Source organism: Rhodococcus sp. LB1 (assembly GCF_001583455.1).
Taxonomy (GTDB): Bacteria; Actinomycetota; Actinomycetes; order Mycobacteriales; family Mycobacteriaceae; genus Rhodococcus_F; species Rhodococcus_F opacus.
The window spans coordinates 1-22,670 of the sequence record NZ_LTCZ01000135.1; the positions used below are offsets into that span (position 1 = coordinate 1).

At 66.1% G+C, this 22,670-nt stretch carries 23 protein-coding genes; 9 read left to right on the forward strand and 14 right to left on the reverse strand.

Features of this window, described 5'->3' with window-relative positions:
- Window positions 1-85: 85 nt before the first annotated feature.
- Both AZG88_RS19715 and AZG88_RS19720 read right to left on the reverse strand, forming a co-directional pair.
- Window positions 86-1,159, reverse strand: a complete 1,074-nt coding sequence (locus AZG88_RS19715; RefSeq protein WP_156517549.1) for a CaiB/BaiF CoA transferase family protein — start codon at window positions 1,157-1,159, stop codon at window positions 86-88.
- A complete protein-coding gene (locus AZG88_RS19720) occupies window positions 1,156-1,989 on the reverse strand; it encodes a mycofactocin-coupled SDR family oxidoreductase (RefSeq protein ID WP_061698644.1) in 834 nt (277 codons plus the stop codon). Before AZG88_RS19720 ends, AZG88_RS19715 begins: the two co-directional genes overlap by 4 nt.
- Window positions 1,990-2,200: 211 nt before the next feature.
- On the opposite strand from AZG88_RS19720, the gene AZG88_RS19725 reads away from it, so the two are divergent.
- Complete coding sequence (locus tag AZG88_RS19725; RefSeq protein ID WP_231914097.1) at window positions 2,201-3,742, forward strand: class I adenylate-forming enzyme family protein; 1,542 nt, start codon at window positions 2,201-2,203, stop codon at window positions 3,740-3,742.
- 85 nt (window positions 3,743-3,827) lie between these two features.
- On the opposite strand, the gene AZG88_RS19730 is transcribed toward AZG88_RS19725, so the two are convergent.
- The 4 genes from AZG88_RS19730 to AZG88_RS19745 form a co-directional block, all read right to left on the reverse strand.
- The gene (locus tag AZG88_RS19730) at window positions 3,828-4,250 is read right to left on the reverse strand and encodes a MaoC family dehydratase (RefSeq protein ID WP_061698645.1); all 423 of its coding nucleotides are present in this window, start codon (window positions 4,248-4,250) and stop codon (window positions 3,828-3,830) included.
- The gene (locus AZG88_RS19735) at window positions 4,250-4,708 is read right to left on the reverse strand and encodes a hypothetical protein (RefSeq protein WP_061698646.1); all 459 of its coding nucleotides are present in this window, start codon (window positions 4,706-4,708) and stop codon (window positions 4,250-4,252) included. Before AZG88_RS19735 ends, AZG88_RS19730 begins: the two co-directional genes overlap by 1 nt.
- Before the next feature lie 20 nt (window positions 4,709-4,728).
- Window positions 4,729-5,925: an acyl-CoA dehydrogenase family protein gene (locus AZG88_RS19740; RefSeq protein WP_061698647.1), complete on the reverse strand. Its 1,197-nt coding sequence runs from the start codon at window positions 5,923-5,925 to the stop codon at window positions 4,729-4,731.
- A gap of 68 nt (window positions 5,926-5,993) precedes the next feature.
- Entirely contained in the window at window positions 5,994-7,769 is a 1,776-nt protein-coding gene (locus AZG88_RS19745; protein ID WP_061698648.1) for a sigma-54-dependent Fis family transcriptional regulator, read from the reverse strand.
- Window positions 7,770-8,058: 289 nt separating this feature from the next.
- On the opposite strand from AZG88_RS19745, the gene AZG88_RS19750 reads away from it, so the two are divergent.
- Both AZG88_RS19750 and AZG88_RS19755 read left to right on the forward strand, forming a co-directional pair.
- A complete protein-coding gene (locus AZG88_RS19750) occupies window positions 8,059-8,559 on the forward strand; it encodes a flavin reductase family protein (RefSeq protein ID WP_007299606.1) in 501 nt (166 codons plus the stop codon).
- A gap of 19 nt (window positions 8,560-8,578) precedes the next feature.
- Complete coding sequence (locus tag AZG88_RS19755; protein ID WP_061698649.1) at window positions 8,579-9,829, forward strand: bifunctional 3,4-dihydroxy-2-butanone-4-phosphate synthase/GTP cyclohydrolase II; 1,251 nt, start codon at window positions 8,579-8,581, stop codon at window positions 9,827-9,829.
- Window positions 9,830-9,919: 90 nt separating this feature from the next.
- Here the strand turns inward: AZG88_RS19755 and fabG are convergent, their stop codons facing one another.
- The 4 genes from fabG to AZG88_RS19775 are packed head-to-tail and all read right to left on the reverse strand — an operon-like array spanning window position 9,920 to window position 13,790.
- Entirely contained in the window at window positions 9,920-10,660 is a 741-nt protein-coding gene (gene fabG, locus AZG88_RS19760; protein ID WP_007299604.1) for a 3-oxoacyl-ACP reductase FabG, read from the reverse strand.
- 24 nt (window positions 10,661-10,684) lie between these two features.
- Window positions 10,685-11,440, reverse strand: a complete 756-nt coding sequence (locus tag AZG88_RS19765; RefSeq protein WP_061698650.1) for an SDR family NAD(P)-dependent oxidoreductase — start codon at window positions 11,438-11,440, stop codon at window positions 10,685-10,687.
- On the reverse strand, window positions 11,440-12,570 hold the full coding sequence (locus AZG88_RS19770; protein WP_061698651.1) for an acyl-CoA dehydrogenase family protein: 1,131 nt from the start codon (window positions 12,568-12,570) through the stop codon (window positions 11,440-11,442). Before AZG88_RS19770 ends, AZG88_RS19765 begins: the two co-directional genes overlap by 1 nt.
- Window positions 12,567-13,790 (reverse strand): acyl-CoA dehydrogenase family protein, encoded by a 1,224-nt coding sequence (locus AZG88_RS19775; protein WP_061698652.1) that lies wholly within the window; start codon window positions 13,788-13,790, stop codon window positions 12,567-12,569. The genes AZG88_RS19770 and AZG88_RS19775 overlap by 4 nt, the downstream gene beginning before the upstream one ends.
- 163 nt (window positions 13,791-13,953) lie before the next feature.
- Here AZG88_RS19775 and AZG88_RS19780 point away from each other — a divergent pair, with 163 nt between their 5' ends.
- Genes AZG88_RS19780 through AZG88_RS19795 form a run of 4 tightly spaced genes read left to right on the forward strand, consistent with a single transcriptional unit; the run spans window position 13,954 to window position 17,229 of the window.
- A complete protein-coding gene (locus AZG88_RS19780; protein WP_061698653.1) occupies window positions 13,954-14,418 on the forward strand; it encodes a MaoC family dehydratase in 465 nt (154 codons plus the stop codon).
- Window positions 14,419-14,460: 42 nt separating this feature from the next.
- On the forward strand, window positions 14,461-15,561 hold the full coding sequence (locus tag AZG88_RS19785; protein ID WP_231914098.1) for a hypothetical protein: 1,101 nt from the start codon (window positions 14,461-14,463) through the stop codon (window positions 15,559-15,561).
- Window position 15,562: 1 nt separating this feature from the next.
- A complete protein-coding gene (locus AZG88_RS19790) occupies window positions 15,563-16,750 on the forward strand; it encodes a thiolase family protein (protein WP_061698655.1) in 1,188 nt (395 codons plus the stop codon).
- Window positions 16,747-17,229, forward strand: coding sequence for a Zn-ribbon domain-containing OB-fold protein (locus tag AZG88_RS19795; protein ID WP_061698656.1), 483 nt, complete (start codon window positions 16,747-16,749; stop codon window positions 17,227-17,229). Before AZG88_RS19790 ends, AZG88_RS19795 begins: the two co-directional genes overlap by 4 nt.
- A gap of 70 nt (window positions 17,230-17,299) precedes the next feature.
- Here AZG88_RS19795 and AZG88_RS19800 read toward each other — a convergent pair whose 3' ends face one another.
- The 4 genes from AZG88_RS19800 to AZG88_RS19815 form a co-directional block, all read right to left on the reverse strand.
- The gene (locus AZG88_RS19800) at window positions 17,300-18,484 is read right to left on the reverse strand and encodes a thiolase family protein (protein ID WP_061698657.1); all 1,185 of its coding nucleotides are present in this window, start codon (window positions 18,482-18,484) and stop codon (window positions 17,300-17,302) included.
- Between the two features lie 67 nt (window positions 18,485-18,551).
- On the reverse strand, window positions 18,552-19,295 hold the full coding sequence (locus tag AZG88_RS19805) for an SDR family NAD(P)-dependent oxidoreductase (RefSeq protein WP_061698658.1): 744 nt from the start codon (window positions 19,293-19,295) through the stop codon (window positions 18,552-18,554).
- Entirely contained in the window at window positions 19,292-20,053 is a 762-nt protein-coding gene (locus AZG88_RS19810) for an SDR family NAD(P)-dependent oxidoreductase (protein ID WP_061698659.1), read from the reverse strand. The genes AZG88_RS19805 and AZG88_RS19810 overlap by 4 nt, the downstream gene beginning before the upstream one ends.
- Window positions 20,050-20,391, reverse strand: coding sequence for a hypothetical protein (locus tag AZG88_RS19815; RefSeq protein ID WP_061698660.1), 342 nt, complete (start codon window positions 20,389-20,391; stop codon window positions 20,050-20,052). The genes AZG88_RS19810 and AZG88_RS19815 overlap by 4 nt, the downstream gene beginning before the upstream one ends.
- A gap of 180 nt (window positions 20,392-20,571) precedes the next feature.
- On the opposite strand from AZG88_RS19815, the gene AZG88_RS19820 reads away from it, so the two are divergent.
- Together AZG88_RS19820 and AZG88_RS19825 are read left to right on the forward strand one after the other, a co-directional pair.
- The gene (locus AZG88_RS19820) at window positions 20,572-21,027 is read left to right on the forward strand and encodes a limonene-1,2-epoxide hydrolase family protein (RefSeq protein ID WP_231914099.1); all 456 of its coding nucleotides are present in this window, start codon (window positions 20,572-20,574) and stop codon (window positions 21,025-21,027) included.
- Between the two features lie 120 nt (window positions 21,028-21,147).
- Window positions 21,148-21,735 (forward strand): TetR/AcrR family transcriptional regulator, encoded by a 588-nt coding sequence (locus tag AZG88_RS19825; RefSeq protein WP_061698661.1) that lies wholly within the window; start codon window positions 21,148-21,150, stop codon window positions 21,733-21,735.
- The last annotated feature ends 935 nt before the right edge of the window (window positions 21,736-22,670 follow it).

Genomic DNA, 22,670 nt, shown 5'->3' on the forward strand with positions numbered 1-22,670 from the left:
GACCGCGGTCGATTCACGATTGCGCACGTCGCTGTCGGAGGGGAGCTTCGGGGTCACTGAGTGGTGTGGCCCCGAAGCTCCTCGTTCACCAGATCGAGCTGATGTCGGTCAGGACCACGGCGGCCTGGCCGGCTCTGTTAGGTGTTCGGGACAGGCGCGGTGCGGCACCGGGCTGCAGAACGCCGTCGCGAGGACCGATCGCCTGCCGGTGGGCCACCTGAGGCTGACCGGACACTTCGTCGAATGACAGCACCGGGGTCACGCAGGCGTCGATCGAGTCGAAGACTGTCTCCCACTCGGCGCGGCTCCGGGTCGCGAACGCTGTTGCGAACAGCTCACGCAGCTCCGGCCATCGGGACCGATCGTCGCGATCGGGTGCTTCCTCGATGGCGAGACCGTCGAGGAGCGCCTGATAGAACTGCGGCTCGATCGCTCCCACAGCCATGTAGCCGCCGTCGGCTGTCCGGTAGCAGTCGTAATACGGTGCACCCCCGTCGAGCACGTTGGCACCTCGCTCATCGGTCCAGTCGCCGGCGGCTCGCATCGCCCAGACCGAGTGGGCCAGGGTCAGGGTTCCGTCGAGCATCGCCGCGTCGACCACCTGGCCTCGTCCGGACCGTGCCCGCTCGACGAGCGCGGCCAGCAGCCCCGCGATCAGGAACATCGAGCCGCCACCGAAATCGCCGATGAGATTCAGTGGCGGTAACGGAGGACCTTCAGCCGGTCCGATCGCGTTCAGTACGCCCGTGGCAGCGATGAAGTTGATGTCATGGCCGGGTTTTGCGGCCCACGGGCCGTCCTGACCCCACCCGGTCATTCGCCCGTAGATCAAGCCGGGATTGACGTTTGCGAAGGTGTCCGGGCCCAGGCCGAGCCGCTCTGCGACTCCCGGCCTGAATCCTTCGATCAGGATGTCGGCCCTCAGCGCGAGCGCCCGGACGTCGTCGAGGTCGTCCGGGTCCTTCAGGTTCGCGGTGATGATTCGACGTCCGCGCAGCGTGGGGTCCGGGGCCGGGGTACTGGAGGGGTCGGGGCGTTGAACCCGGACGACGTCGGCGCCGAGGTCGGCGAGCATGAGTGCTGCATGTGGGGCGGGCCCCACGCCGGCGAGTTCGAGGACTCGGATTCCGGCGAGGGGCCCATGGTGCGTGTCGGTCACTTGATCAGGCATCCCGCGTCGACGGGCAGGGTGGCGCCGGTGATGTACCGTGCCTCGTCCGAGACCAGGAACAACAGCGCATTGCTGACATCCCGCGGCTCCACCCACGGAATCGGCAGGGCGTTCGTCGACGCCGACGCGGGCTCGAAGTCCTCCCGGGTTGGAGCCTTGAGGTCCGGGCGGAAGATTCGGTACGTGCCCTCGTTCTGGATCATCGGGGTATCCACCTGAGTGGGGTGGATGGAGTTCACTCGGATGCCGTGCGGAGCGAGTTCGTTCGCGAGGCTGCGCATCAGCCCGACGACACCGTGCTTGGCGGAGACGTAGTGGGCAATGCGGGCGTAACCCTTCAGCCCCGCAGCCGAGCTGGTGAGGACGATCGCGCCGCCCCGGCCGCCTTCGATCAGATGCGGGATGCCTGCCTTGGCCGTATGCCAGACACCGGTGAGGTTGATGTCGAGCATCTGCTGCCACGTCGTTTCGGGAATCTCGTGCGCCAGGTGTGGGTTGCTCGCGATGCCCGCGTTGGCGGAGACGATGTCGAGTCGACCGAGTTCGGCGACAGCCCCGTTCACCCCGTTCGTCAGGGCCTCGGCGTCGCGGACGTCGACCTCGAACGTGATGACGCGGCGACCGAGTTTTTCGACGAAACGGGCGGTCTCGGCGAGTTCGTCGGCCGTGCCGGCTTCGTACCCGATGTCGACGATCTCCCGCGGAACATCGACCGCGATGATGTCCGCTCCTTCCTCGGCGAGGCGAATCGCGTGCTCTCGCCCCTGGCCTCGTGCCGCTCCCGTGATCAGGGCGACCTTGCCTTCAATTCGACCCACAACTACTCCTCTACTTGTACAGATGTTGTGTCGTACGACACATTCTCTGTGCGGAGGTGGGGCCGGGGTTGTCGCGTTTCGCGACAGTGCCCAGCGGGTGTATTCGATTGCGACATCCTCGGGCCGCGAACAGGGGTGTACTTCTACACCACAGGCTGATTTCGGCGACTTTCGTGCCGGTCGGCTTCCGGACCTTTACTTCTGACGAAGGATGCACGTGAACCTTTCCAACGTCCTCGTCCGCGTCGCAGCGCGCCGACCCGACGCGGTCGCAGTCCGATTCGGTGGTGATGAGCTGACGTTCGAGCAGTTCGTCGCCGTCTCCCGGCAGTTCTCGGCGTTTCTCGACTCCGTCGGTGTGGTGCCTGGCGATCGTGTCGGGGTCTACGCCTCCAACCGGCTCGAGTCCTTCTGCTTTCTCCTCGGGATCTGGATGGCGGGCGCGATTGCGGTGCCGTACAACCTGTCCGTCCCGCGGGGACCCCTGCGGCACGCTGTCGAAGACTCCGATCCCACGCTGATCGTGGTTGCCGACAGCGAGGTCGAGCTGATCCAGGACGTGTGCGACGGGTTGGGCGGCGCGGAGCGGATCCTGGCGGTAGGGCCGAACGCCGCCACCGCCGGCGCGACCTGGACGTGGCACGACGTGACGACGCTACCCGAGCGGGACGAGATTGTGCCTCGGCTCGACGGGGACGAAGCACTCCTGATGTACACCAGCGGTTCGACCGGAATCCCGAAGGGTGTTCGGCAAACTCATCGGACTACAGGGGCCGCTGTCGACGCCACGATTGACATCTTCGACTTGAACGCCGATGACAGCGCACTCGTGTGCACTCCCCTGTTCCATGTCGGCGGTCTGCAGCTGATTTCCCTTCCTGTCCTCGTCGCTGGCGGGTCGGTCACGCTGATGTCGAAATGGGATCCGATCGGGTGGGTCGATTTGGCGCGGAGTTGGTCACCAAGCTATGTGGCGCTGGTCCCGACCATGGCAATCGATGTTGCCAACCGTATGAGTGGCGCGGAACCGGTGCAGCTACCTAGTGTGCGAATCTGCGCGGTCGGTGGATCAGGGCTTCCGGAGGGCCCGCTGCGACGGTTCCGGGAGGCAACCGGGATCGGCTCGGTGATCAACATCTACGGCCAAACCGAGCAGAACGGGTTGGCGGCGTGCGAACGAATCGGGGAGAACCCGCTGCCGGTCTGTTTGGGCCGGCCACTCGAACAGGTGGTGCAGTGGCAGTTGGTCGACCCGACCACCCAGCAGCGCGTCGCCGAGAGCAGCGCCGAGATCGGGGAACTGCAGGTGCGTGGTGATGCGGTGACGCCGGGCTACTGGAAGCGGCCCGACGCCGATGCGGAGCGGTTCACCGATGGCTGGTTCCGAACGGGTGACCTGATGAGGATTCGGCCCGACGGACAGCTCGAATACGTCGAGCGGATCGACGACATGATCATCAGCGGCGGCGAGAACGTTTATCCGCAGATGGTGGAGAACTACCTGGCCTCCTCCCCGGACGTCGCTGAAGTTGCCGTAATCGGAACACCACACGAGCGGTGGGTCGAACAGGTGACAGCGATCGTCGTCGCGTCCCGCGAGGGAGTGACGGTGGCCGATATCGCCGAGTTCTGTCAGCACCATCCCGACCTGAGAGGTCTCTCACGACCTCGACGGATCGAGATGGTCCCCGCGCTGCCGCGAACCGGGAACAACAAGATCAACAAACCGGAGCTCAAGCGGATGTTCCGCTGAACCCAGACGTTTCACCAAGCCCTGAAGGAGGGTGGTGCACGGTGTGCACCACCCTCCTTCAGTTTGCGAATGCCGTTGCGGCGAATCACTCTTCGGGAATGGCGACCACGACCGTTCCGTCGATGACGCGTGTGCCGTCGCCTCGGTCGACCCAGACCTCGCACAGCGCGCGGCGGTTGTCGCCGCCACCGGTCACTTCGAGCACCGTCCCGCCGGCGGTGACTGCATCACCGGCGCGGACGTTGTCGCGGAATCGGCACTTGATCCGCCGGAGGGCGGACCGGGTGCCTGCCCATGAGGTGATCATGTCGATGATGTACGCCATCGTCGAGCCGCCCTGATTGATTTCCCGGTCACCCATACCTGCGGCGGCGACCGCGTCCAGGTCGAAGTGGATGGGGTTGGGGTCGTCGAGGATCAGTGCGATCTGCCGGATGTGTTCACCGTCGACCGGGTCCACGACGAACGGCGGGATCGTGTAGCCGGGCGTAATCTCGCTGGTGGACATCAGTTCTGCCCTCTCTTGAACAGGTAGACACTTGTCACCACGCCGACGGGGTCGGTCGGTGCGAAGGTGTCGAACAGGGTCACCGTCACGGTGAGGCTGTCGAGGATCGATCCGTCCCTGGTGGTGCGCCGATCGATGCGGTCGATCGAGGCGGTCGTCCGATAGGTGTGACCCACCGCCAGCGGCTGGATCTGGTCGATACCGCAGGTCCCGAACAGCAGGGTGTCGGTGTCTCGCTTGTCTGCCAGTGCGCACAACTCGTCGACGCTGATGCCCATGCCACGCAACGCGATGATGAGGAACCAGATCGAGTGAGCGCTCTCGCCCGCGTCACGGTCAGCGGCCGCGTGGAGCGCGTGATCGGTGATCGCGGACTGATGCCGCGAGATGGTGGTGGTGTCTCCGGGCAGCTGCCGGCCGACCAGGCCGGGGTCCAGCTCCTTGACTGCAATAGTCATCGGGTGATGCCTTTCGTGAATCAGTAGGAGCGGGGCAAACCGAGGGTGTGCTGGGCGATGTGATTGAGCACCATCTCCGAGGACACCGGCGCGATCTGCTGCAGACGCACGATCGACCACAGGTCGGCGAGTCCGTACTCGAGCGCCAAACCGTTGCCACCGTGGACCTGGATGGCAGTGTCGAGGGCATGGTGCCCGGCCTTGGATGCGAGGTACTTGGCCATGTTCGCCGCTTCCCCGGCGGGCAGGCCGGCGTCGTAGAGCGCGGCCGCCTTCCACGTCATGCCGCGGGCCGCCTCGAGCTCGATCTTGGCGGCCGCCAGGGGGTGCTGGACGGCCTGATAGCTGCCGATCGGGGTCGTGCCCCACACGGTCCGTTCCTTGACGTAGCGGCACGCCTTGTCGATGGCGTAGCGGGCGATACCGGTACAGATCACTGCACTCAGTACCCGCTCGGGGTTCAGACCGTCGAACAGCGGCACCAAGCCCTTGTCGACTTCGCCGACCACCCGTTCGGCAGGGATACGCACGTTGTCGAAGAAAAGGGTGAACTGGCGTTCGGGCGCGGACAGGGCCGTCGGAATGAGCTCGCGGGTCAGCCCCTCGACATCCGGATCGACGACGAACAACGTCAGCCGGCCGCGGCCGGTCTTCTCGTCGGTCCCGGTACGGGCGACGAGGAGGAAGTGATCACAGTGGTCGACACCCGAGATGTAGTACTTGGTGCCCTTGACGATGTAATCGTCGCCGTCGCGGATCGCGGTGGTCGAGACGTTGTGCGAGTTCGATCCGGCGTCCGGCTCGGTCAGCGCGAAGACGAATTTCTTCTCGCCACTCGCGATCCCGGGAAGATACTGCCGCTTCTGTTCCTCGGTTCCGTGCCGTCCGAACACGCTGCCCGCGATGCCCTGGGAGAGCACCATGGCCAGCTCCGGGCAGCCGCCCGCCGCCAGCTCTTCGCTGACGATCGCCTGCTGGGTCAGGCCGGCGCCGCTGCCGCCGTACTCCTCTGCGATGTTGAGGCCGAGGTAGCCGTTGCGACCGAGCTCGTCCCAGAGGTCCTGCATCGGTTCCCCGGTGGCCGAACACTTCTGGAAATAGTCGTGACCGTACTTGGCGACGATGCGGGCGACCGTCTCCCGTAGGAGGGTTTCCTCTTCATCGGCGATGAGCGGTAGCGACGCGGCGGGTTGAGTTTCTGTGGAATGAGACACCATGGGTCGATTGTGTGTCTCGAAGCCGGGTGGTGGATGTCGCAACCTGCGCCACCGCCCGGACCGTCCCGTCAGAAATTGGCGGAGTCGATGTCGATACCGAGTGATCGAACCTTCCGGTACAGCGTGGATCGCGCGATCCCGAGCCGATCCGAGGCGAGGCGCTTGTTCCCGCCGGCGTCGCGGAGCGCATTCATGATCGCCTTCGCCTCCATCTGTTCGAGGCCCTGTAGCTGCCGGCGGGACGCCTGTACGCGGTGCTCGATCGGCAGGTCCTGCGCTCCGATGTACCGGCGGCTGCGGCCTGCGACGAGTTCACGTACGAGTGCGTCAAGTCCGGCGACATTGCGATCCCAGTCGATGCGGCCGAGGGCTTGGACCGCATCGGGCATCCAGTGGATCCTCTGGTTCGGCGGGCTGTAGCGCCTACTGACTGCTTCGAGCAGCAGCGGAAGATCGCCCGCACGGTCTGCGAGCGAGGGAACCTCGACGACTCGATCGAACCATTCCACCAGTTGCGGGAGCGCGGTGGCCGGGGCGCTCGTGGTTGCCACGACTCGGATCTGCCGGGCGCGGGCGCGGGCAACCGCGGTTGCGGTTTCGCGCAGGTCGTCGGGATCGAGGGCGTCGATGCGCCGGAGAATCAGCAGCGACGGAGTCCGATCGATGGCATCGGCGACTCGGGTGCCCCAGTCCACGCTCGTGGGCGACTGCGTCAGGGCATCGACCACGGCGGTGTCGGGCTCGTCGGCCAACGCACGCGCAACTGCAAACTTTCCGACGCCGGGCTGGCCGGTCAATAGCAGTGCGCGGTTTCCGGCGTCGGTGACCGCGTGACACATCGCACGCCACGCAGGCGAGTTTCCGACGAGCTCACCGAGCACGGGCGCGGGTTCGGGCGCATAACCGCCACGTGACGGGTGACTGGCGACCTTGAGTCGAAGCAGAGCACCGACGGTGGCGGGGCCGTCGGTCACCGGCACCACGTCGACGCCCACCGCGGCGCCGTCTGCGAGCGACACCGTCTTCTGGAGAGCCGCATCGGTATCGGTATCGGATCGCAGAGCCCGGGCAGCGTGTTCCCACAGGATCGCCTGATCGGATGGTCCGAGGATTCGGGCGGCCGCGGCGTTGCTGATGATGGTCTGCTCGTCGAGACAGATCACGGCGTGTCGGCTGTCGCGGTTATCAGCGAGGAATGCCTCGAACAGAAGCTGTTCGCGGCGGGTGGCCGAGGTGGCGAGCGCCTGCGTGATCTGGGTAGCGACCTCGCACACCCAGGACAACATGATCGGGTTGGTGTCGCTGTACCGGCAGGTCAGATTCAGCGTTCCGATCAGTCGTTTGGTGACCGGATGGTGGATCGGTGCGCCGGCGCAGGTGAGCTGCAGCGACTCCTCGAAGAAGTGTTCGGGACCGGCGACGAGCGCGGGACGCCCGGTTTCGAGGACCATGCCGCCGCTGTTGGTACCCACCGTGGTCTCGGCGAAGGAGTACCCGGGAAGCACGTCGTGCCGGTCCAGGCGTCGGGAGAAGCGGCTGTCCTCGACCCACCGCGCGACAACCCAACCGCTCGCATCCGTCACTGTCAGGCTGCTCGACGAATCGACGAGGGCACCGCGCTTGGATTCGATCACCGGAACCGCCACGGACAGCAGTTGTTCCGAGGACTGCGAGTCCGGACGGAAGGTGGGTCGCGAACGCTCCGGTTCGAGGCCGTACATCAGGGAACGTTTCCAGGACTGTGCGATCTCCTTGCGGACGATGCCCCGTTGGGTCGGGTCCGCACCTTCGAGGAAGAGCTCACGCTCGTGCAGCAAGGTACGGGTGCGGTCGTCGAGTGACAAGGCGGGTGTCCTTTCGTCATGGCCGGGGCCCGAGAGCCCGCGGCACATGCATTTCCGGCGTCGCCCACCACAGACCTGCCCAGGCTGTGAGGTGCAACACGTCCATGATGACAAGCTACTGACATCGCGTCAACAGTGCTGCGGCAGATCCGCGCGGATTCGGATGTCGCGATGTGCACCGCCGCAGCCGGCATCGGTCGCCGCGCTGTCCCGATCTGCGACAACCCCGCCGCTCTGCGCTCCATACAGTGACCCCTGTCACCACCTGCACTACGAATCGAGGCCCACCATGACCGCCGACATCACGGCCGACGCCCCCAACTTCCGAGAGGCGATGGCGCGGTTTCCCAGCGGCGTCACCATCGTCACCACGGTCGACGAACAGGGTCACCAGCGGGGTTTCACCGCGAGCTCGTTCTGCTCGGTGTCGATGGATCCGCAGTTGGTCCTCGTTTGCCTGGCCACCGGCGCGGAGTGTCACGAGAGCTTCGAACGCGCGGACACCTGGCTGGTCCACATCGCCGGGATGGAGCACGAATCGATCGCCCGGCGGTTCGCGACCCGAGGCGCCGACAAATTCGCCGGAGACGACTTCACCCCGCACACCTCAGGGCTCCCGCACCTCGCCGATGCCCCGGTGGTCCTCGAGTGCCGGGCACACGCCCGCTACCCAGGAGGCGACCACACGATCCTCGTCGGCGAGGTCGTGTCGGTCGGACTCGGCGACCCGGCCCCGGTCGTCTACTTCGACCGCACCTTCACCCCCGCCCCACGCTCCGGCCGGAACTGACCCGAGACCCTGTAACCCCATGCCCGAGAAGGAGATCACCGTGACCACATCGACGATCGAGACGGCACTGGCAGACCTTCGCGCCGGACGGCTGGTGGTCGTGGTCGACGACCCAGGCCGTGAGAACGAAGGTGATCTCATCGGCTGCGCGGCAACCATCACCGCCGACCAGGTCGCGTTCATGGTGCGCCACAGCACCGGCATCCTCTGCGCTCCGATGTCCACGGCGCGCGCCGACAGACTGAACCTGCCCCAGATGGTCGGAAACAACACCGATTGCCACAGCACAGCGTTCACGATCACCGTCGACCACGTCGGTACCACGACGGGCGTGTCGGCAGCCGACCGCGCCCGAACCCTCCGCGCCCTCGCCGACCCCGATTGCCACACCGCGGACCTGCGCCGACCCGGTCACGTGTTCCCACTCGTCGCCCGGGCCGGCGGCGTCCTCGAACGCGCCGGGCACACCGAAGCGGCTGTCGACCTGCTGACCCTGGCGGGACTTCCGACGGTCGGGGTGATCGGCGAGATCGTCGAGGACTCCGGCGCCATGCGCGCCGGCCGGTCGCTCGACGACTTCGTCGACGAACACCAGCTCACCAAGATCACCATCACCGACCTGGTTCGCTACCGGCGTGAGCGGGAATCGTCCGTCATCGCGACCGGCAGTGCCGAACTGCCCACCGAGTTCGGTCACTTTCGGGCCCACGCGTACCGGGCCACCGCCGACGGAACCGAGCATCTCGCGCTGACGGTCGGTGACCTGACCGCATACACGAGCAACCCGGCCGGCGTACTCGTCCGGGTCCACAGCGAATGCCTCACCGGAGACCTCGCCGGATCGCTGCGCTGCGACTGCGGCGTCCAGTTCCGCGAGTCGCTGCGACGCATCGCCGCGGAAGGAGTCGGCGTGCTGGTGTATCTCCGCGGGCACGAGGGCCGCGGGATCGGACTCGGTCACAAGCTCCGCGCCTACACCCTGCAGGAGAACGGCGCCGACACGGTCGAGGCCAACGAGGCTCTGGGTCTGCCCGTCGACAGCCGCGACTACCGCGTCGGCGCGGAGATTCTCGTCGACCTCGGTGTGCGCCGAATGCGTCTGATCACCAACAACCCCGAGAAGTACACCGGCCTCGACGGCTACGGCCTCGAGATCGCCGAACGGGTGCAACTGCCGGTGCACACCACACCGGAGAACGTGGCCTACCTGCGCACCAAGAGGGACCGGATGGGGCACCTGCTCGAGATCCCCCCAGCGGTCGGCGACTGACGGCAACCTCTCGCTCACAGCACGAATCGGGGTGGCGGGTGAGCATTACTGCTCCCCGCCACCCCGATGCGTGCTGTCGGCCCAGATCGGCTACATCGACACGCCACCGTCGACGGGCAGCACCACCCCGGTGATGTAGCTCGCTTCCTCCGATGCCAGGAATGCGACAGCGGCAGCCATCTCGGAGGGGTCTGCGAACCGCCCGAGCGGCACCGTCTCCGTCATCTCGGCGAGGCGCTCGGCCGGGATCGCCGCCACCATCGCCGTCGCGGCGTTCGGCGAGATCGCGTTCGCCGTGATGCCGAATCGTGCGGTCTCCTTGGCGACGGTCTTGGTGAAGGCGATGATGCCACCCTTGGCGGCCGCGTAGTTCGCCTGCCCGACGTTGCCGTGCATGCCCGTGTAGGACGTGACGTTGACGATCCGGCCGAAGCCGGACTTCCGCATGTGGGGCACCACCGCACGGGTGACGTTGAAGGTTCCGCCGAGGTGGACGTCGAGTACGGCCTTCCACTGATCGTCGGTCAGTTTCCACACCACCGAGTCGCGGGCGATTCCGGCGTTGTTGACCGCCACGTCCACCGACCCCCAGGTGTCGACGATGATGCCGACGCCTGACGCTACCGATGCCGGATCGGCCACGTCCATGGCCACCGGGAGCACGGTCTGCGACGGCGAGCCCCACGCCTTCTCCAGTTCGGTGGCGTCGCGGTCGGCGACCGCGACGCGTGCCCCGGCAGTACGGAAGAACTCAGCAATCGCCTTGCCGATACCCTGGGCTGCTCCGGTGACGAGCACGGTCCTGGTTGAGAAGTCACAGGTCAGGTTCATTCGATGGGCTCCTTGCGCCGATGATCAGAAGATGGTGTAGCCGCCGTCGACGACGACTTCGTTTCCGGTGTGGAATGTCAGGGTGGGGTCAGCGAGAAATGCTGCTACGGAATGGAATTCATCAGGAGTGGCCCACCGTCGGACGGGTGTCCTCTTCGTGGTCGCGTCCACGAACCGCTCGTTCTCCCGCAGGTACTCGTTCATCGGGGTCGCCACCCAGCCGGGAATGAGGATGTTGCAGCGGATCCTGTGCCGGGCGAACTCCACCGCGAGGGTGCGGCCGACAGCGCTCACCCCGGATTTGCTGGCCGCGTATGCGGCCTGGCCCGCCCCGCCGTAGCGGGTGATCGTCGACGAAACGATGACCATCGCGCCGCCCTCGCCTCGATCGACAAGGTAGCGGCCCACTTCCCGGGTCGTGAGGAATGTGCCGTCGAGGTTGGTACGGATGACCCGCTGCCAGTCGTCCAACGAGGTCTCGAGGTACGGCTTGTCGTCGGCGATCCCCGCGTTGGCCATCAGGATGTCGATCCGGCCCATCGTCTCGACGGTGTCGGCGACGGCACGCCGCACGTCGCCTTCGCTGCCGATGTCACAGGCAATGGCGTGCGCGCGGACGCCGCGCCCGCGCAGGGCATCGATGGCGGCAGCGCTACGTTCGACGTTGCGCGCCCAGATCGCGACATCGGCACCGGCGGCCGCGAGGCCTTCGGCCAAGCCCAGCCCGATGCCCCCGTTTCCGCCTGTCACCACCGCAACGCGCCCGGTCAGATCGGTCATCAGATGTTCTCCAGCGTCGGAAGCGGAAGGTTGACCAGACCCGAGAGGTGGGTGCGGTGGATGTCCGGACCGCCGAACATCAGGGTCGAACTCTTGGCGCGCTTGAGGTAGAGGTGGGCGGGATGCTCCCAGGTGAACCCGATACCGCCGTGCAGTTGCACGTACTCCTCCGCTGCGTGCACGGCGACCTCGGAGCACCACGAGTGGGCGACGGCGGCCGCGACGGCGAGATCGTCGCTGCCCGCGGCGAGGCAGTCCGCGGCGTACCGGGCTGCCGCCCGGGCCTGGTTGATCTGGACCCACAGGTCGGCCAGGCGGTGCTTGAGTGCCTGGTACGACCCGAGAGCCCGCCCGAACTGGCGTCGAACACCGAGGTATTCGACCGTGGCGGTGAGGCAGTGTTCGGCGAGACCGAGTTGTTCGGATGCGAGCAGCGCGGTGCCCGCGCGCAGGGCTGCCGCGGTCGCGGCACCGGCCGACTGGGTGCCTTCGAGGCGCTGGGCTGGTGCCGCGCTGAACTCGATGTCGACCAGCGGCCGGGTCTCGTCGAGCGATACCACCTGGGTGCACCGGACACCGGCTGCGGCCGGGTCGACCAGGTACGTATCCTCACCGACGGGTACGAGCAGGGTGTCCGCTGCGGCGGCATCTGCCACCGTCGAGACAGTTCCGGTCAGGGTGGAATCGGAGGCCGTGACAACCTGTGGGAGAGATCGGAACCACGGTGAGCCGGCAGAAACCGCGACAGCCGCCATCGTCTCACCGGCGGCCAGGCTCGCGAGGAGGTCGCCGGCCCCGATCTCTTGCGCGTAGACGGTGGCGATGACGGAACTACCCAGGTACGGCACCGGGGCGATCGAGCGGCCCAGTTCCTCGAGTACCACGGCGGTCTCACGCCAACTCGCGCCGGCGCCGCCGATGTCCTCGGGCAGGGCCAGCGCGGCGCCGCCGACCTCTGCGGCGAGCGTGCGCCACAGCGAGCGGTCGATCGCGCTCTCGGACTCGGTGAGGGCAAGAACTGAGGCCCAGTCACAGGCCTTGTTCAAGACGTCCCGGACGGTCTCGCGAAGGAACTCTTCCTGCTCGGAGTAGAGCAGGTCGGTAGAAGGACGTTCAATGCCGGTGGTCATCGGGGCAGCTCGTTCCAGGGGATGGTGGTGTCGGTGCGGCTTTCTGCAGGCAGGCCGAGGATTCGTTCGGAGATGATGTTGCGCATGATCTCCGAGGTGCCACCCTCGATCGAGTTGCCCTTGGTGCGCAGGAATCGGTATCCGGCGGGGCGGTTGCGTTCCTCGTCGAGGTTTGGGCGACGGAAGCTCCAGTCGTCGAACCGGAGTCCTCGGTCACCGAGAATGTCGAGTTCGAGGCTCGACACTCGTTGCGCGAGTAGCGAGTAGGCAAGCTTGGATCCGGACCCTTCGGGGCCCGGGGTTCCTGCCACTGCCTGCTGACGAAGGCGTTCGGTGGTCAGGCGCATCGTCTCGGCTTCGACCCACAGCTGCACCAGCTTGTCGAAGGATCCGATGGTGCGATGGGTGTCCTCACGCCGCCACAGGTCGGCGAGGAAGCCTATCGGTCCACCTTCGCGTGGTGCGGCCCCGGCGCCGATGGCGACGCGCTCGTTCATCAGCGTCGATTGGGTGACCTTCCATCCGGCGCCGATCTCGCCGAGCCGGTTGTCATCCGGCACCCGGACGTTGTCGAGGAAGACCTCGTTGAACTCCGCTTCGCCTGTCAGCTGGCGCAGTGCACGGACATCGACACCAGGCGAACGCATGTCGCAGACGAAGTACGTCAGGCCGCGGTGCTTGGGCACGGAGGGATCGGTGCGGGCGATCAGCAGAGCCCAGCTCGCCTCGTGGGCCAGCGATGTCCAGACCTTCTGCCCGTTGACGACCCAATCCGTGCCGTCGGGTACCGCTTTGGTTCCCAGCGACGCCAGGTCCGAGCCCGCTGCGGGTTCACTGAACAGCTGGCACCAGATCTCTTCGCCCGTCCACAGCGGCCGCAGCCATTGGCGCTGCTGTTCCGGTGTGCCGTGAGCGAGAATCGTCGGCGCTGCCATGCCGAGGCCGATGACGTTACGGTGCGGCGCGTTGTCCGGAGCCGCGACGGCCTCCAGCGCTGCGTCGACGATCGACTGTGCGGCTGCGTCGAGGCCGAGGCCACCGCAGCCGATCGGGTACTGCACCCATGCCAGGCCTGCATCGAACCGGGCACGAAGGAAATCGATCCGGGGTGTGGCAGCCGGATCGTGCATGGACAGGAAGTCAGCCACGTAGGTGGGCAGCCCGTCCTCAGTGACGGGATCGCCGGCGGAGACCGCGGCGGCGGTGGTCGTGTCAGTCATACGGCTCGAATCCTTCTGTCAACGATGTCTGCCCGACTCTCACACGGATCCGGAGCGGTCGGATGTCGCGCTCTGACACACCTCCATGTGGCGCAGACTGCGACACCCGTACCCGCTCGTTCTCATTACCGTCGTCGAGCGAGACAACGGATCGGAGCGAACAATGACAACATCGCCGGCGGTCTTCGCCACCCCGGACGACCTGGTGAACGCGGTGGGAACCGCGTTGCCCACCACGGACTGGGTGGTCGTCGATCAGCAGAGCATCGACACCTTCGCCGACGCCACCGGTGATCACCAGTGGATCCACGTCGACGCCGAGCGGGCGAAGACCGGGCCATTCGGCGGCACCATCGCGCACGGCTACCTGACACTGTCGCTGATAGGCCCGTTGGTCGCCGACGCCCTGTCGGTTCCCGGGGCGTCCTCGGTGGTCAACTACGGCCTCGAGAAGGTCCGCTTCCCCTCCCTCGTGCCCGCCGACTCGCGGATCAGGCTGTCCTCCACCATCACCGCAGTGGACAAGGTTCCCGCGGGGGTCCAGGTCGCCATCGCCGCGGCAGTCGAGTGCGAGGGCTCCGCGAAGCCGGCGTGCGTGGCCACCGTGGTCTATCGATTCCTCGACTGATCCATGACAGTGACCGGATCAGCGGGAGGTCGAGCGGCGCCAGTGGCCGTCGTCGGTCTCGCCTGCACGCCGTTCGTCCCCGAACACGACGCCGTCCTCGACGAACTTGTCTACGACGTCGTGTCCCGCGCCCTCGGCGAGGCGGCGCTGCGCAAGCAGGACATCGGACTCACGGTGACCGCCTCGATGGACATCTACGACGGCCGAAGCATTTCCTCAGGTCTGACGAACTCGGCGTCCGGTGGTTACCTCCAAGACTCGTATCGGCTCGAGTCCGACTCCGGGACTGCGATTCTCGCGGCCGCAGAAGCGATCTCCTCGGGAGATGTCGAGGTCGCCGTCGCCGTCGGTGTCTACAATCCCGAGTCCACCAGCCGCGGTGCCCAGCGGCGCGCGTTCCTCGAGCAGATCTCGAATCTGGCCTTCGACCCGCACTTCGCGCGCCCCGTCGGCCTCACGGCCGAGGCGACGTACGCGCTGCACACGGCCTGGGCGCTCGAACACGACGTGGAAATCACCGAGTTGGCCGACATCGCGGCGGTGGAGATCAACAAGTCGGTGGGGCATTTCCGGTCGGTTCGTCGGGACCGTGTCACCGGCGCCGACGTGCTCTCCGCCGATCCCGCAAACGGTGCGCTGACCGAACTGATGCTGCCGGCACACGGCACCGGTGCCGTTGCGGTAGTGCTTGCCTCACCTGCCCGGGCGGCGCGCCTACAGGGCCGCAATGCCGTGATCACCGGTTTCGGACGGGGTACCGGTGGATACGTCCACGGCACGGAATGGCTGACCGACGTCGGTGCCTCGACGAGACACGCCGCGACCACCGCATACCGGAATGCAGGCATTACCACCCCGGCAGAGGAGATCGATCTGCTGGAGTTCACCGCACCGACGGCCAGCATGTACCGCCCGCTGTTGGACGCCCTCGGGCTCGACGGGCTCGCAGCGGATCGCATCAATCGCTGGGGGTCGACAGCAGGCGTCTACCCCGGTTTGGCCAACGGCGCCGTGAGGCTGGCGGACGCGCTCGACCGGCTTGCCGAGGCGGAGGCCCAAACAACAGCGGTGGTGCATTCGGTCGACACCGTCACCGGTGCTGTCGCAATCGACAGCACCGTCCTCGTAGTACAGGGAGTGTGAAATGGCTCGACATGCAGTAGTCGCCGGTGTCGGCATCACCGAGGCCACTTCTCCACGCAAACAACAGTTCTCGTTCATCGAACTGTGCCAGCAGGCCGCCTGGCGCACCCTCGAGCACTCCGGCGCGACCCCTGGCAGCATCGACGCCATCGTGGTCGGCAACATCGACGGGTTCGAGGGCACCGTGCTCGGCGGCAAGCACCGCTCACGCTTGCTCGGACTCGGCGCGAACATCCCGCTGACGGTGGTCAACACCGGTGGCACGACCGGCGGAAACCTGATGCAGGTCGCGGCGCGCATGGTCAGTGCCGGCACCCACGAGCGTGTTCTCGTTGTCGGCGGCCCCACATTCTACGGGGTCCATGATCTCCAGTCCGCGATCAACACCAACTCTCCGATGGTCGTCGAGCAGCCTCTCGGCATGGGGGGATTTCACATGGGTGCCTTCGCTGCGAGTGCCTATCAGGCGCGGCACGGCGTCAGCGTCTCCGATTTCGCTGCTGTCGCGGTCGCCGATCACGAGAAGGCCTCCCGCAACCCCTACGCCCACCTGCGATACACCCTGACTGTCGACGAGGTCGTCGGCGGCACCCCATTGTCGTCGCCACTTACGCAGCCGATGGTGTGCCCGGTGTCGACCTCGGCGTGCGCCATGCTGGTGACCTCCGAGGAATCCGCGCGTTCGCTGAAGACGACACCTGCAGTGATCCGGGCGATCGGCACCTCCGGTGACCCGTACCTCGGCGGCGGCAAGGGCGACTTCGGCGCCATGGAGAACCTCGCCATGCTGGCTCGGCGGGTGTATGCGAAGGCCGGCATCCGCGATCCGTATCGCGAGTTCGATGTCGTGGAAGTCTTCGCCCCGTACGCCCACATGCAGCCGATGCAGCTCGAGGCACTTCAGTTGTGTCCTGCCGGAAAAGGAATCGATCTCATCAAGTCGCCGGACAGCCGACAGGGTGGCAGCCTGCCGATCAACCTTTCCGGCGGGCCGAAATGCACCAACGCCGGGGTCGCGGGCGAACTCGCTCCGTACGTCTACGTGGCGTGGCAAGTGATGGGCGATGCGCCGGAAGAAATCCGGGTCGACGGTGCCCGCACCGGGTTGGCGCACGGCACCGGAGGAACCTTCTTCCAATTCGAGAACTTGGCAGTATTCGAACGATCGACCGAGGAGCACGCATCATGAGCGAAACCACCAGCACCATCGACCAGGCCGTGACCACAACTCCCGTGCACTGGGATCTGGACTACGACATCCATCTCGGTGAGACTTGGGGCCGGTTCATGCAGGGTCTGCGGGAGAAGAAGATCCTCGCCAACACCGGAGCCAAGTCGACGAAGGTCTACGTCCCCCCGCAGGCATACTGCGAGGACTCGTTCGAGCGAAACGACGAATGGGTCGAGCTCAGCGGTGAAGGTGACCTCGTCGTGTTCACCGTGGTGTGGCAGGGATTCCGCGGTGGCCCGAAGGCTCCGTACGCCATCGGTGGTATTCGCCTGGACGGCGCCGACACCTTGCTGATGCACTACATCGTCGGGTTGGACTTCTCCGACCCGGCGGGCATCCGGGCACAACTGCCGGCTGAGTCACGGGTGCGTGCGGTGTGGGCCGAGGAGCGCACCGGACAGATTCTCGACATCTCGCATTTCGAGCCCGCCGTCTGACGAGCCGATACGACTGTGGCCTCCTCCCGATCGGGAGGAGGCCACAGTCGTATCCGCTTCTCGCCTCGGGTCAGAGGCGCTCGATGACGGTGGCGTTCGCCATGCCGCCGCCCTCGCACATCGTCTGCAACCCGTACCGTCCACCGGTGTGCTCGAGGTTACCGACCATCGTGGTCAGCAGGCGAGTCCCTGACGCACCGAGCGCGTGGCCTAGGGAGATCGCACCGCCACTGGGGTTGAGCTTCTTGGGATCGGTGTCGAGCTCCTTCTCCCAGCACAACGGCACTGGAGCGAATGCTTCGTTGACCTCGTAGGTGTCGATCTCATCGATACGCAGACCGCGGCGCTCGAGCACCTTGCGGGTGGCCGGGATGACGCCGGTGAGCATGTAGAGCGGATCGCTGCCGGTAACCGCGAAGGAATGGAACCGGGCGCGCGGGGTCAGGCCCAGCTCGGCTGCCTTGGTCGCCGACATGATCAGAACAGCGGACGCGGCGTCGGTCAGCGGCGAGGAGTTTCCCGGGGTGATCGACCAGTTGATCTGCGGGAACCGCTCGTCGTATTCCGGGCGTGCGAACGAGGGCTTCAGTCCGCCGAGGCCTTCTGCGGTGGTGCTGGACCGCAGGGTCTCGTCTACGCGGTGGATCGAGCCGTCGGGGAGGGTGATCGGGATCAGTTCGCGCTTGAAACGGCCAGCGGTATGCGCCTCGTCGGCGAGCCGGTGCGAGCGGGCCGCGTACTCGTCGAGAGTCGCGCGGTCGAGACCCCACTTCGCGGCGATGAGTTCAGCAGACACGCCCTGGTTGACCAGTCCGTCCGGGTACCGGTCCGACAACGGTCCCACGGTGGGGTCCTGGCCCTGCGAGCTCGCTCCCATCGGGATCCGGCTCATCGACTCGACGCCGCAGGCCACGACGATGTCGTACGCCCCCGCGATGACACCCTGTGCGGCGAAGTGCGCGGCCTGCTGACTACTGCCGCACTGACGGTCGACGGAGGTGCCCGGCACGGATTCGGGAAGCCCGGCTCGCAGTGCAGCGGTGCGGGCGATGTTGAGGGCTTGCTCACCGGTCTGCGACACGCAGCCCGCGATCACGTCGTCGATCAACGCGGGGTCGAAATCGTTGCGAGCGAGAAGGGCGCTGAGGGTTTGGGAGAGAAGGTCTGCGGGGTGCACGCCGGAGAGTGCACCGCCCGGCTTGCCGCGCCCGGATCCGGTGCGGACGGCGTCCACGATCACTGCGTCGATGGTCACGAGAGAAACTCCTTGTTGGTGGGTGCCGGTCTGATTGATCGGCAGGGGTGATACCGCGTTGGGTGGGTCAGGCGTGCCAGAGGTTGGGCCCCGGGCGTGTCAATAGCAGCCGCGGAATGACGACTGTCCGTGACAGTTGAGTCACTGCGACTGTCTGGTCGGCGACGTCGTCGGCTGTGATCATCGTGTCGGCGTCGACATCGTCCCGGCTTGCCGTCATGTCGGTGGCGACGTAACCGGGGCACACGGCGACACCGGAGACGCCGTGGGCGTGTTCCTCCACGGTGAGGGTTTCGCACAGGGAGATCAGCGCGGCTTTGGTGGCCCCGTAGGCGGAGTTCAGCGGCTCTGCGCTGACCCCGGCCATCGATGCCATCGCGATGACGCGGGCACCCGTCGTCGAACGGGTACCTGTCTCTCGAAGTGTCGGCAGGAGTTGCTGGACGAGTTGATACGCGGACCTGACGTTGACGGTGAACAGCTTGTCCAGCTTGCGTAGCGGAAAGTCGGAGAACGGTCCGATCGCACCCATTCCGGCGTTGAGGACGAGCGCGTCGAGCCGATCGAAGGATTCATCGTGACGTCCGGCGAGTTCGGAGACAGCATCTTCGTCAGACATGTCGGCGGGAACCGCGAGGACCCGCCTGCCGGTCTTCTCGGCGAGATTCTCAGCGAACTCCTGAAGCGACTCCGGACGGCGGGCGCTGAGGGTGAGGTCCCACCCGCGGTGAGCGAGGGCGGTGGCAATCCGGGCGCCGATTCCTCGGCTTGCACCGGTGACAAGGGCGACCCGGTTCTCGGCGGTGGTCATCGGGGCGCCATGCGGATCGCTCCGTCAAGTCTGATCGTTTCGCCGTTGAGCATGGGGTTCTCCACGATGTGCCGGACCAGCCCGGCGTACTCGGCGGGCCGCCCCAGCCGGGACGGGTGCGGGACCTGAGCTTCGAGCGATGCGCGTGCGTCGTCCGAAAGTCCTTTGAGAATAGGGGTTTCGAACATTCCGGGGGCGATTGTCATCACCCGCACGAGTCGGTCCGCGAGGTCCCGGGCGATCGGCAGTGTCATCCCGACGATGCCGCCCTTGGAGGCCGAGTAGGACGCCTGTCCGATCTGGCCGTCGTAGGCCGCGACCGACGCGGTGTTGACGATGACACCGCGTTCACCGTCGACGGCTTCGGTTCCGGCGATAGCGGGCGCTGCGAGGCGGATGACGTTGAAGCTGCCGATCAGGTTGACCTCGATCACTCGGCGGAATCGGTCGAGAGCGAGCGGCCCTTTCGAGCTCAGGGTGCGGGCGGGATCACCGATCCCCGCGCAGTTGACGACGATTCGCAGGTCACCCCATCCCGCGGCGATATCGACAGCGGGTCCGACCTGGTCACTTTCTCGTACATCGGCGCCCACGAATCTCACGGCGCCGTCGAACTCGTGCAGACCGCTCAGGTCCGCCGACGGAAGATCGAGCGCGACGACACGTGCGCCTGCCCTGACGAGCTCCGCGGTGGTGGCCAGGCCCAGGCCGGACGCTCCTCCGGTGACCAGGGCAACGGTGTCGGGAGTGATGATCATCGGGTGGCTTCCATCCATTCGATATGTGCGGCAACAGTGCCGGCGTTCGGCTCGAACCAGCCCTTGTGCTGTGCGTAGTCGAGCATCGCGTCGAAACTGTGCTCCCACTGCGGAGTGGGGGTCGTGGGGTGAGCTGATCGCGCCGCCTCCCGAAGTGCTGCCACGTCGAGTTTGACTGCATCGAGGGTCGACCCAGTGACGGCTAGGTTCACGGACAGGAGCGCGTCGAGTACCGAACTCGGCGCCTGCCCGGAGTTGGTCGCCACGATCGACAGGCGGTGAAAGTCATCGGGTTCCCGGACCGTGGGCGGTCCGGGCGGCGTCACCTCTACGTACATCTTGTCTCCCGGGTTGTGAGCTGGTGCTTCGAGCCTCACATCCGACACCGGGTCGCGGTCGTCGCATTTCGATACGCACGAGCGTGTGACCGCTGCGGACTGTCTCGATATGGGACATCGCGTGTGATCGGCGCCATATACGTTGGCGATCACTCCGGCATACACCCAATCAACAGGAGAATGAAAGTGACACAGTCGATTCAACGACCCCAGTGGGCCGACCCGTCGTCGGGAGCAGCGAAACCTGTGGGCGCCGACGAGGCATTGGTGCTCGAGTTCATGGAGGCCCTCAGCAGCAATGACGCCGACCGCCTGATCGACTACTTCGCCGACGACACGATGTACCAGAACATGCCCCTGCCCGCCGCGTATGGACGCGATGCCGTCCATACGACGCTCGCCGGCCTGTTCACCGTGTTGCGCATCGACAAGATCGACACCTTCTACATCGCGTCCCGGGAGGGGATCGTGTTCACCGAGAGGGTCGATCTGCTGACGGCGCTTCCCACCGGGAAGTCGTTCGAGTTGCCCGTCAACGGCATCCTGCACATCCAGAACGGCAAGATCACCGAATGGCGTGACTACTTCGACCTGCGAAGTTTCGAGGAAGCCGTCGACTTCGCCCTGGGTGGATAGTCCAGGTGCCCGCGGCACCGATCCCGTAAGGGAACACAGGTGTGGGTCCAGTCGACAGGACCCCCACCTGTCTCGGCCGCCAACGCCCCAATCCGAGGAGCAGACGGCTACGGTATCCCTATGACGGTCAATCATGCTCCCGAACGACGGGTCCGGCTCGATGCCGACGATCGTCGAGAGCGGATGATCGAGGCTGCGCAGCGCATCTTCGCTGACCACGCGTACGACTCCGTCTCGACCGAGGAGTTGGCGCGCGCAGCAGGCACCACCCGCACGAATCTCAACTACCACTTCGGCAACAAGCGCAACCTCTACCTCGAGGTCGTGCGCCGCTTCTCCGCCCTGCCGTCGCACCTCCCGCGAGGAGTGGCACAACACGACGTCCCTGTCGCCGATGCCACCCGGGCGCTGTTCACTCGATGGCTGAACCTCGTCGAGGAGAACCGCGCGACATTCACCGCACTGATGCGAGCGCATCGAACCGCTGATGAGGAAATCGCAGCTCTCCTCAGAGGTAGCCTCGCCTCCTGGGAGGATCGCATTCTTGCGGTCACGCAGATGCCCGATTCGGAAGTCTCTCGCGCCCGGGTGCGCGCTTTCCAAGGAATGATCAGCGGCGCCACGACCGAATGGCTCGAGCACGGCACGTTGTCGAAGGACGAAGTCCTCGATCTTCTCGTCCGTGGTGCCGTCGCCCTCGCCGACTGATTCACGATGTGGTGCCGCCGACCGCTCAGCGACACCGGATTCCGTGTTTGCTCGGGTCAGCCGACGAAGCCGAGGGCCCCGCGATTGATCATGCCGTAGGCCTGGCCGGAGTCGCCCTGGCGGTGGAACCGGGGTGGCGCTTCTGAACGCCCGATCGAGGGGCATGTCTCGGCGGATCGCCCTTGCACCGACAAGTCTCGGCGCTCTCTCGGTCGCTCGGGTCGCGTCCGTGGCTGCAACTGTGCCGATCGCTATCGCTTCCCGCACGGAACGCAGGTGCGGGTTCCAACCACCAGCTCCTTCGAGCACGACCTCGGTTGCACCCCAAGCACTCCATTCGGCATCCTGCAGGCCAATCCGCGCCTTACCCAGTTCGTACATGTAGCCGGCATCACGGACGGCCGTCGACTCCGCGATGTTCTTCATGGTCCCGTGCCGCGGGACAACGGTTCGATACAACTTCTTGCCCCCGCCTCCCGAATGATCCGGGAGGTAGTGTCGCCGAACCGAGTGGCGTCGATGGATCGCCTCTCGTCTCAAGTCGACGAGGTCGCCGCAACACCATTTGGTGGATCGAGCGTCGATGATGGTTAAGGACCTTGGCGGGGATCCTCCAGTCGAAGGCCTGGCAGGGTGGACTTTCGAGCGTCGCAGCGACGGCCTTGTGATGGCGTGTGTGGCAGAGCCGGGGAGGTCGACCCCAACCACTTCGGCGCAGGGTGCGTTCAAGTGTTCGGCGGTGGCGGCCAGGCTCAAGCCGGAAGCTGCGCCTATCCCCACTGCGACGTCCACGAGGAGTCCCGAGCGTGCTGTTTCGAGTGGAAAATCAAGGCCGGTTTGCCGTATCACCAGGTCGACGTGCCTGGCAGTGGACTCGGATCGTTCCACACGTCTCGTCATACCAGCCCTTGGTCGCCGCGTACCGGAGCATCGCA

Coding starts and splice junctions, on each gene's coding strand:
- AZG88_RS19795 (WP_061698656.1), top strand. CDS start 16,747: ATGAGCGAAACCACCAGCACCATCGACCAGGCCGTGACCACAACTCCC.
- AZG88_RS19820 (WP_231914099.1), top strand. CDS start 20,572: ATGAAAGTGACACAGTCGATTCAACGACCCCAGTGGGCCGACCCGTCG.
- AZG88_RS19775 (WP_061698652.1), bottom strand. CDS start 13,790: ATGACTGACACGACCACCGCCGCCGCGGTCTCCGCCGGCGATCCCGTC.
- AZG88_RS19750 (WP_007299606.1), top strand. CDS start 8,059: ATGACCGCCGACATCACGGCCGACGCCCCCAACTTCCGAGAGGCGATG.
- AZG88_RS19815 (WP_061698660.1), bottom strand. CDS start 20,391: ATGTACGTAGAGGTGACGCCGCCCGGACCGCCCACGGTCCGGGAACCC.
- AZG88_RS19805 (WP_061698658.1), bottom strand. CDS start 19,295: ATGACCACCGCCGAGAACCGGGTCGCCCTTGTCACCGGTGCAAGCCGA.
- AZG88_RS19810 (WP_061698659.1), bottom strand. CDS start 20,053: ATGATCATCACTCCCGACACCGTTGCCCTGGTCACCGGAGGAGCGTCC.
- AZG88_RS19765 (WP_061698650.1), bottom strand. CDS start 11,440: ATGACCGATCTGACCGGGCGCGTTGCGGTGGTGACAGGCGGAAACGGG.
- AZG88_RS19780 (WP_061698653.1), top strand. CDS start 13,954: ATGACAACATCGCCGGCGGTCTTCGCCACCCCGGACGACCTGGTGAAC.
- AZG88_RS19740 (WP_061698647.1), bottom strand. CDS start 5,925: ATGGTGTCTCATTCCACAGAAACTCAACCCGCCGCGTCGCTACCGCTC.
- AZG88_RS19730 (WP_061698645.1), bottom strand. CDS start 4,250: ATGTCCACCAGCGAGATTACGCCCGGCTACACGATCCCGCCGTTCGTC.
- AZG88_RS19755 (WP_061698649.1), top strand. CDS start 8,579: ATGCCCGAGAAGGAGATCACCGTGACCACATCGACGATCGAGACGGCA.
- AZG88_RS19825 (WP_061698661.1), top strand. CDS start 21,148: ATGACGGTCAATCATGCTCCCGAACGACGGGTCCGGCTCGATGCCGAC.
- fabG (WP_007299604.1), bottom strand. CDS start 10,660: ATGAACCTGACCTGTGACTTCTCAACCAGGACCGTGCTCGTCACCGGA.
- AZG88_RS19725 (WP_231914097.1), top strand. CDS start 2,201: ATGCACGTGAACCTTTCCAACGTCCTCGTCCGCGTCGCAGCGCGCCGA.
- AZG88_RS19790 (WP_061698655.1), top strand. CDS start 15,563: ATGGCTCGACATGCAGTAGTCGCCGGTGTCGGCATCACCGAGGCCACT.
- AZG88_RS19770 (WP_061698651.1), bottom strand. CDS start 12,570: ATGACCACCGGCATTGAACGTCCTTCTACCGACCTGCTCTACTCCGAG.
- AZG88_RS19735 (WP_061698646.1), bottom strand. CDS start 4,708: ATGACTATTGCAGTCAAGGAGCTGGACCCCGGCCTGGTCGGCCGGCAG.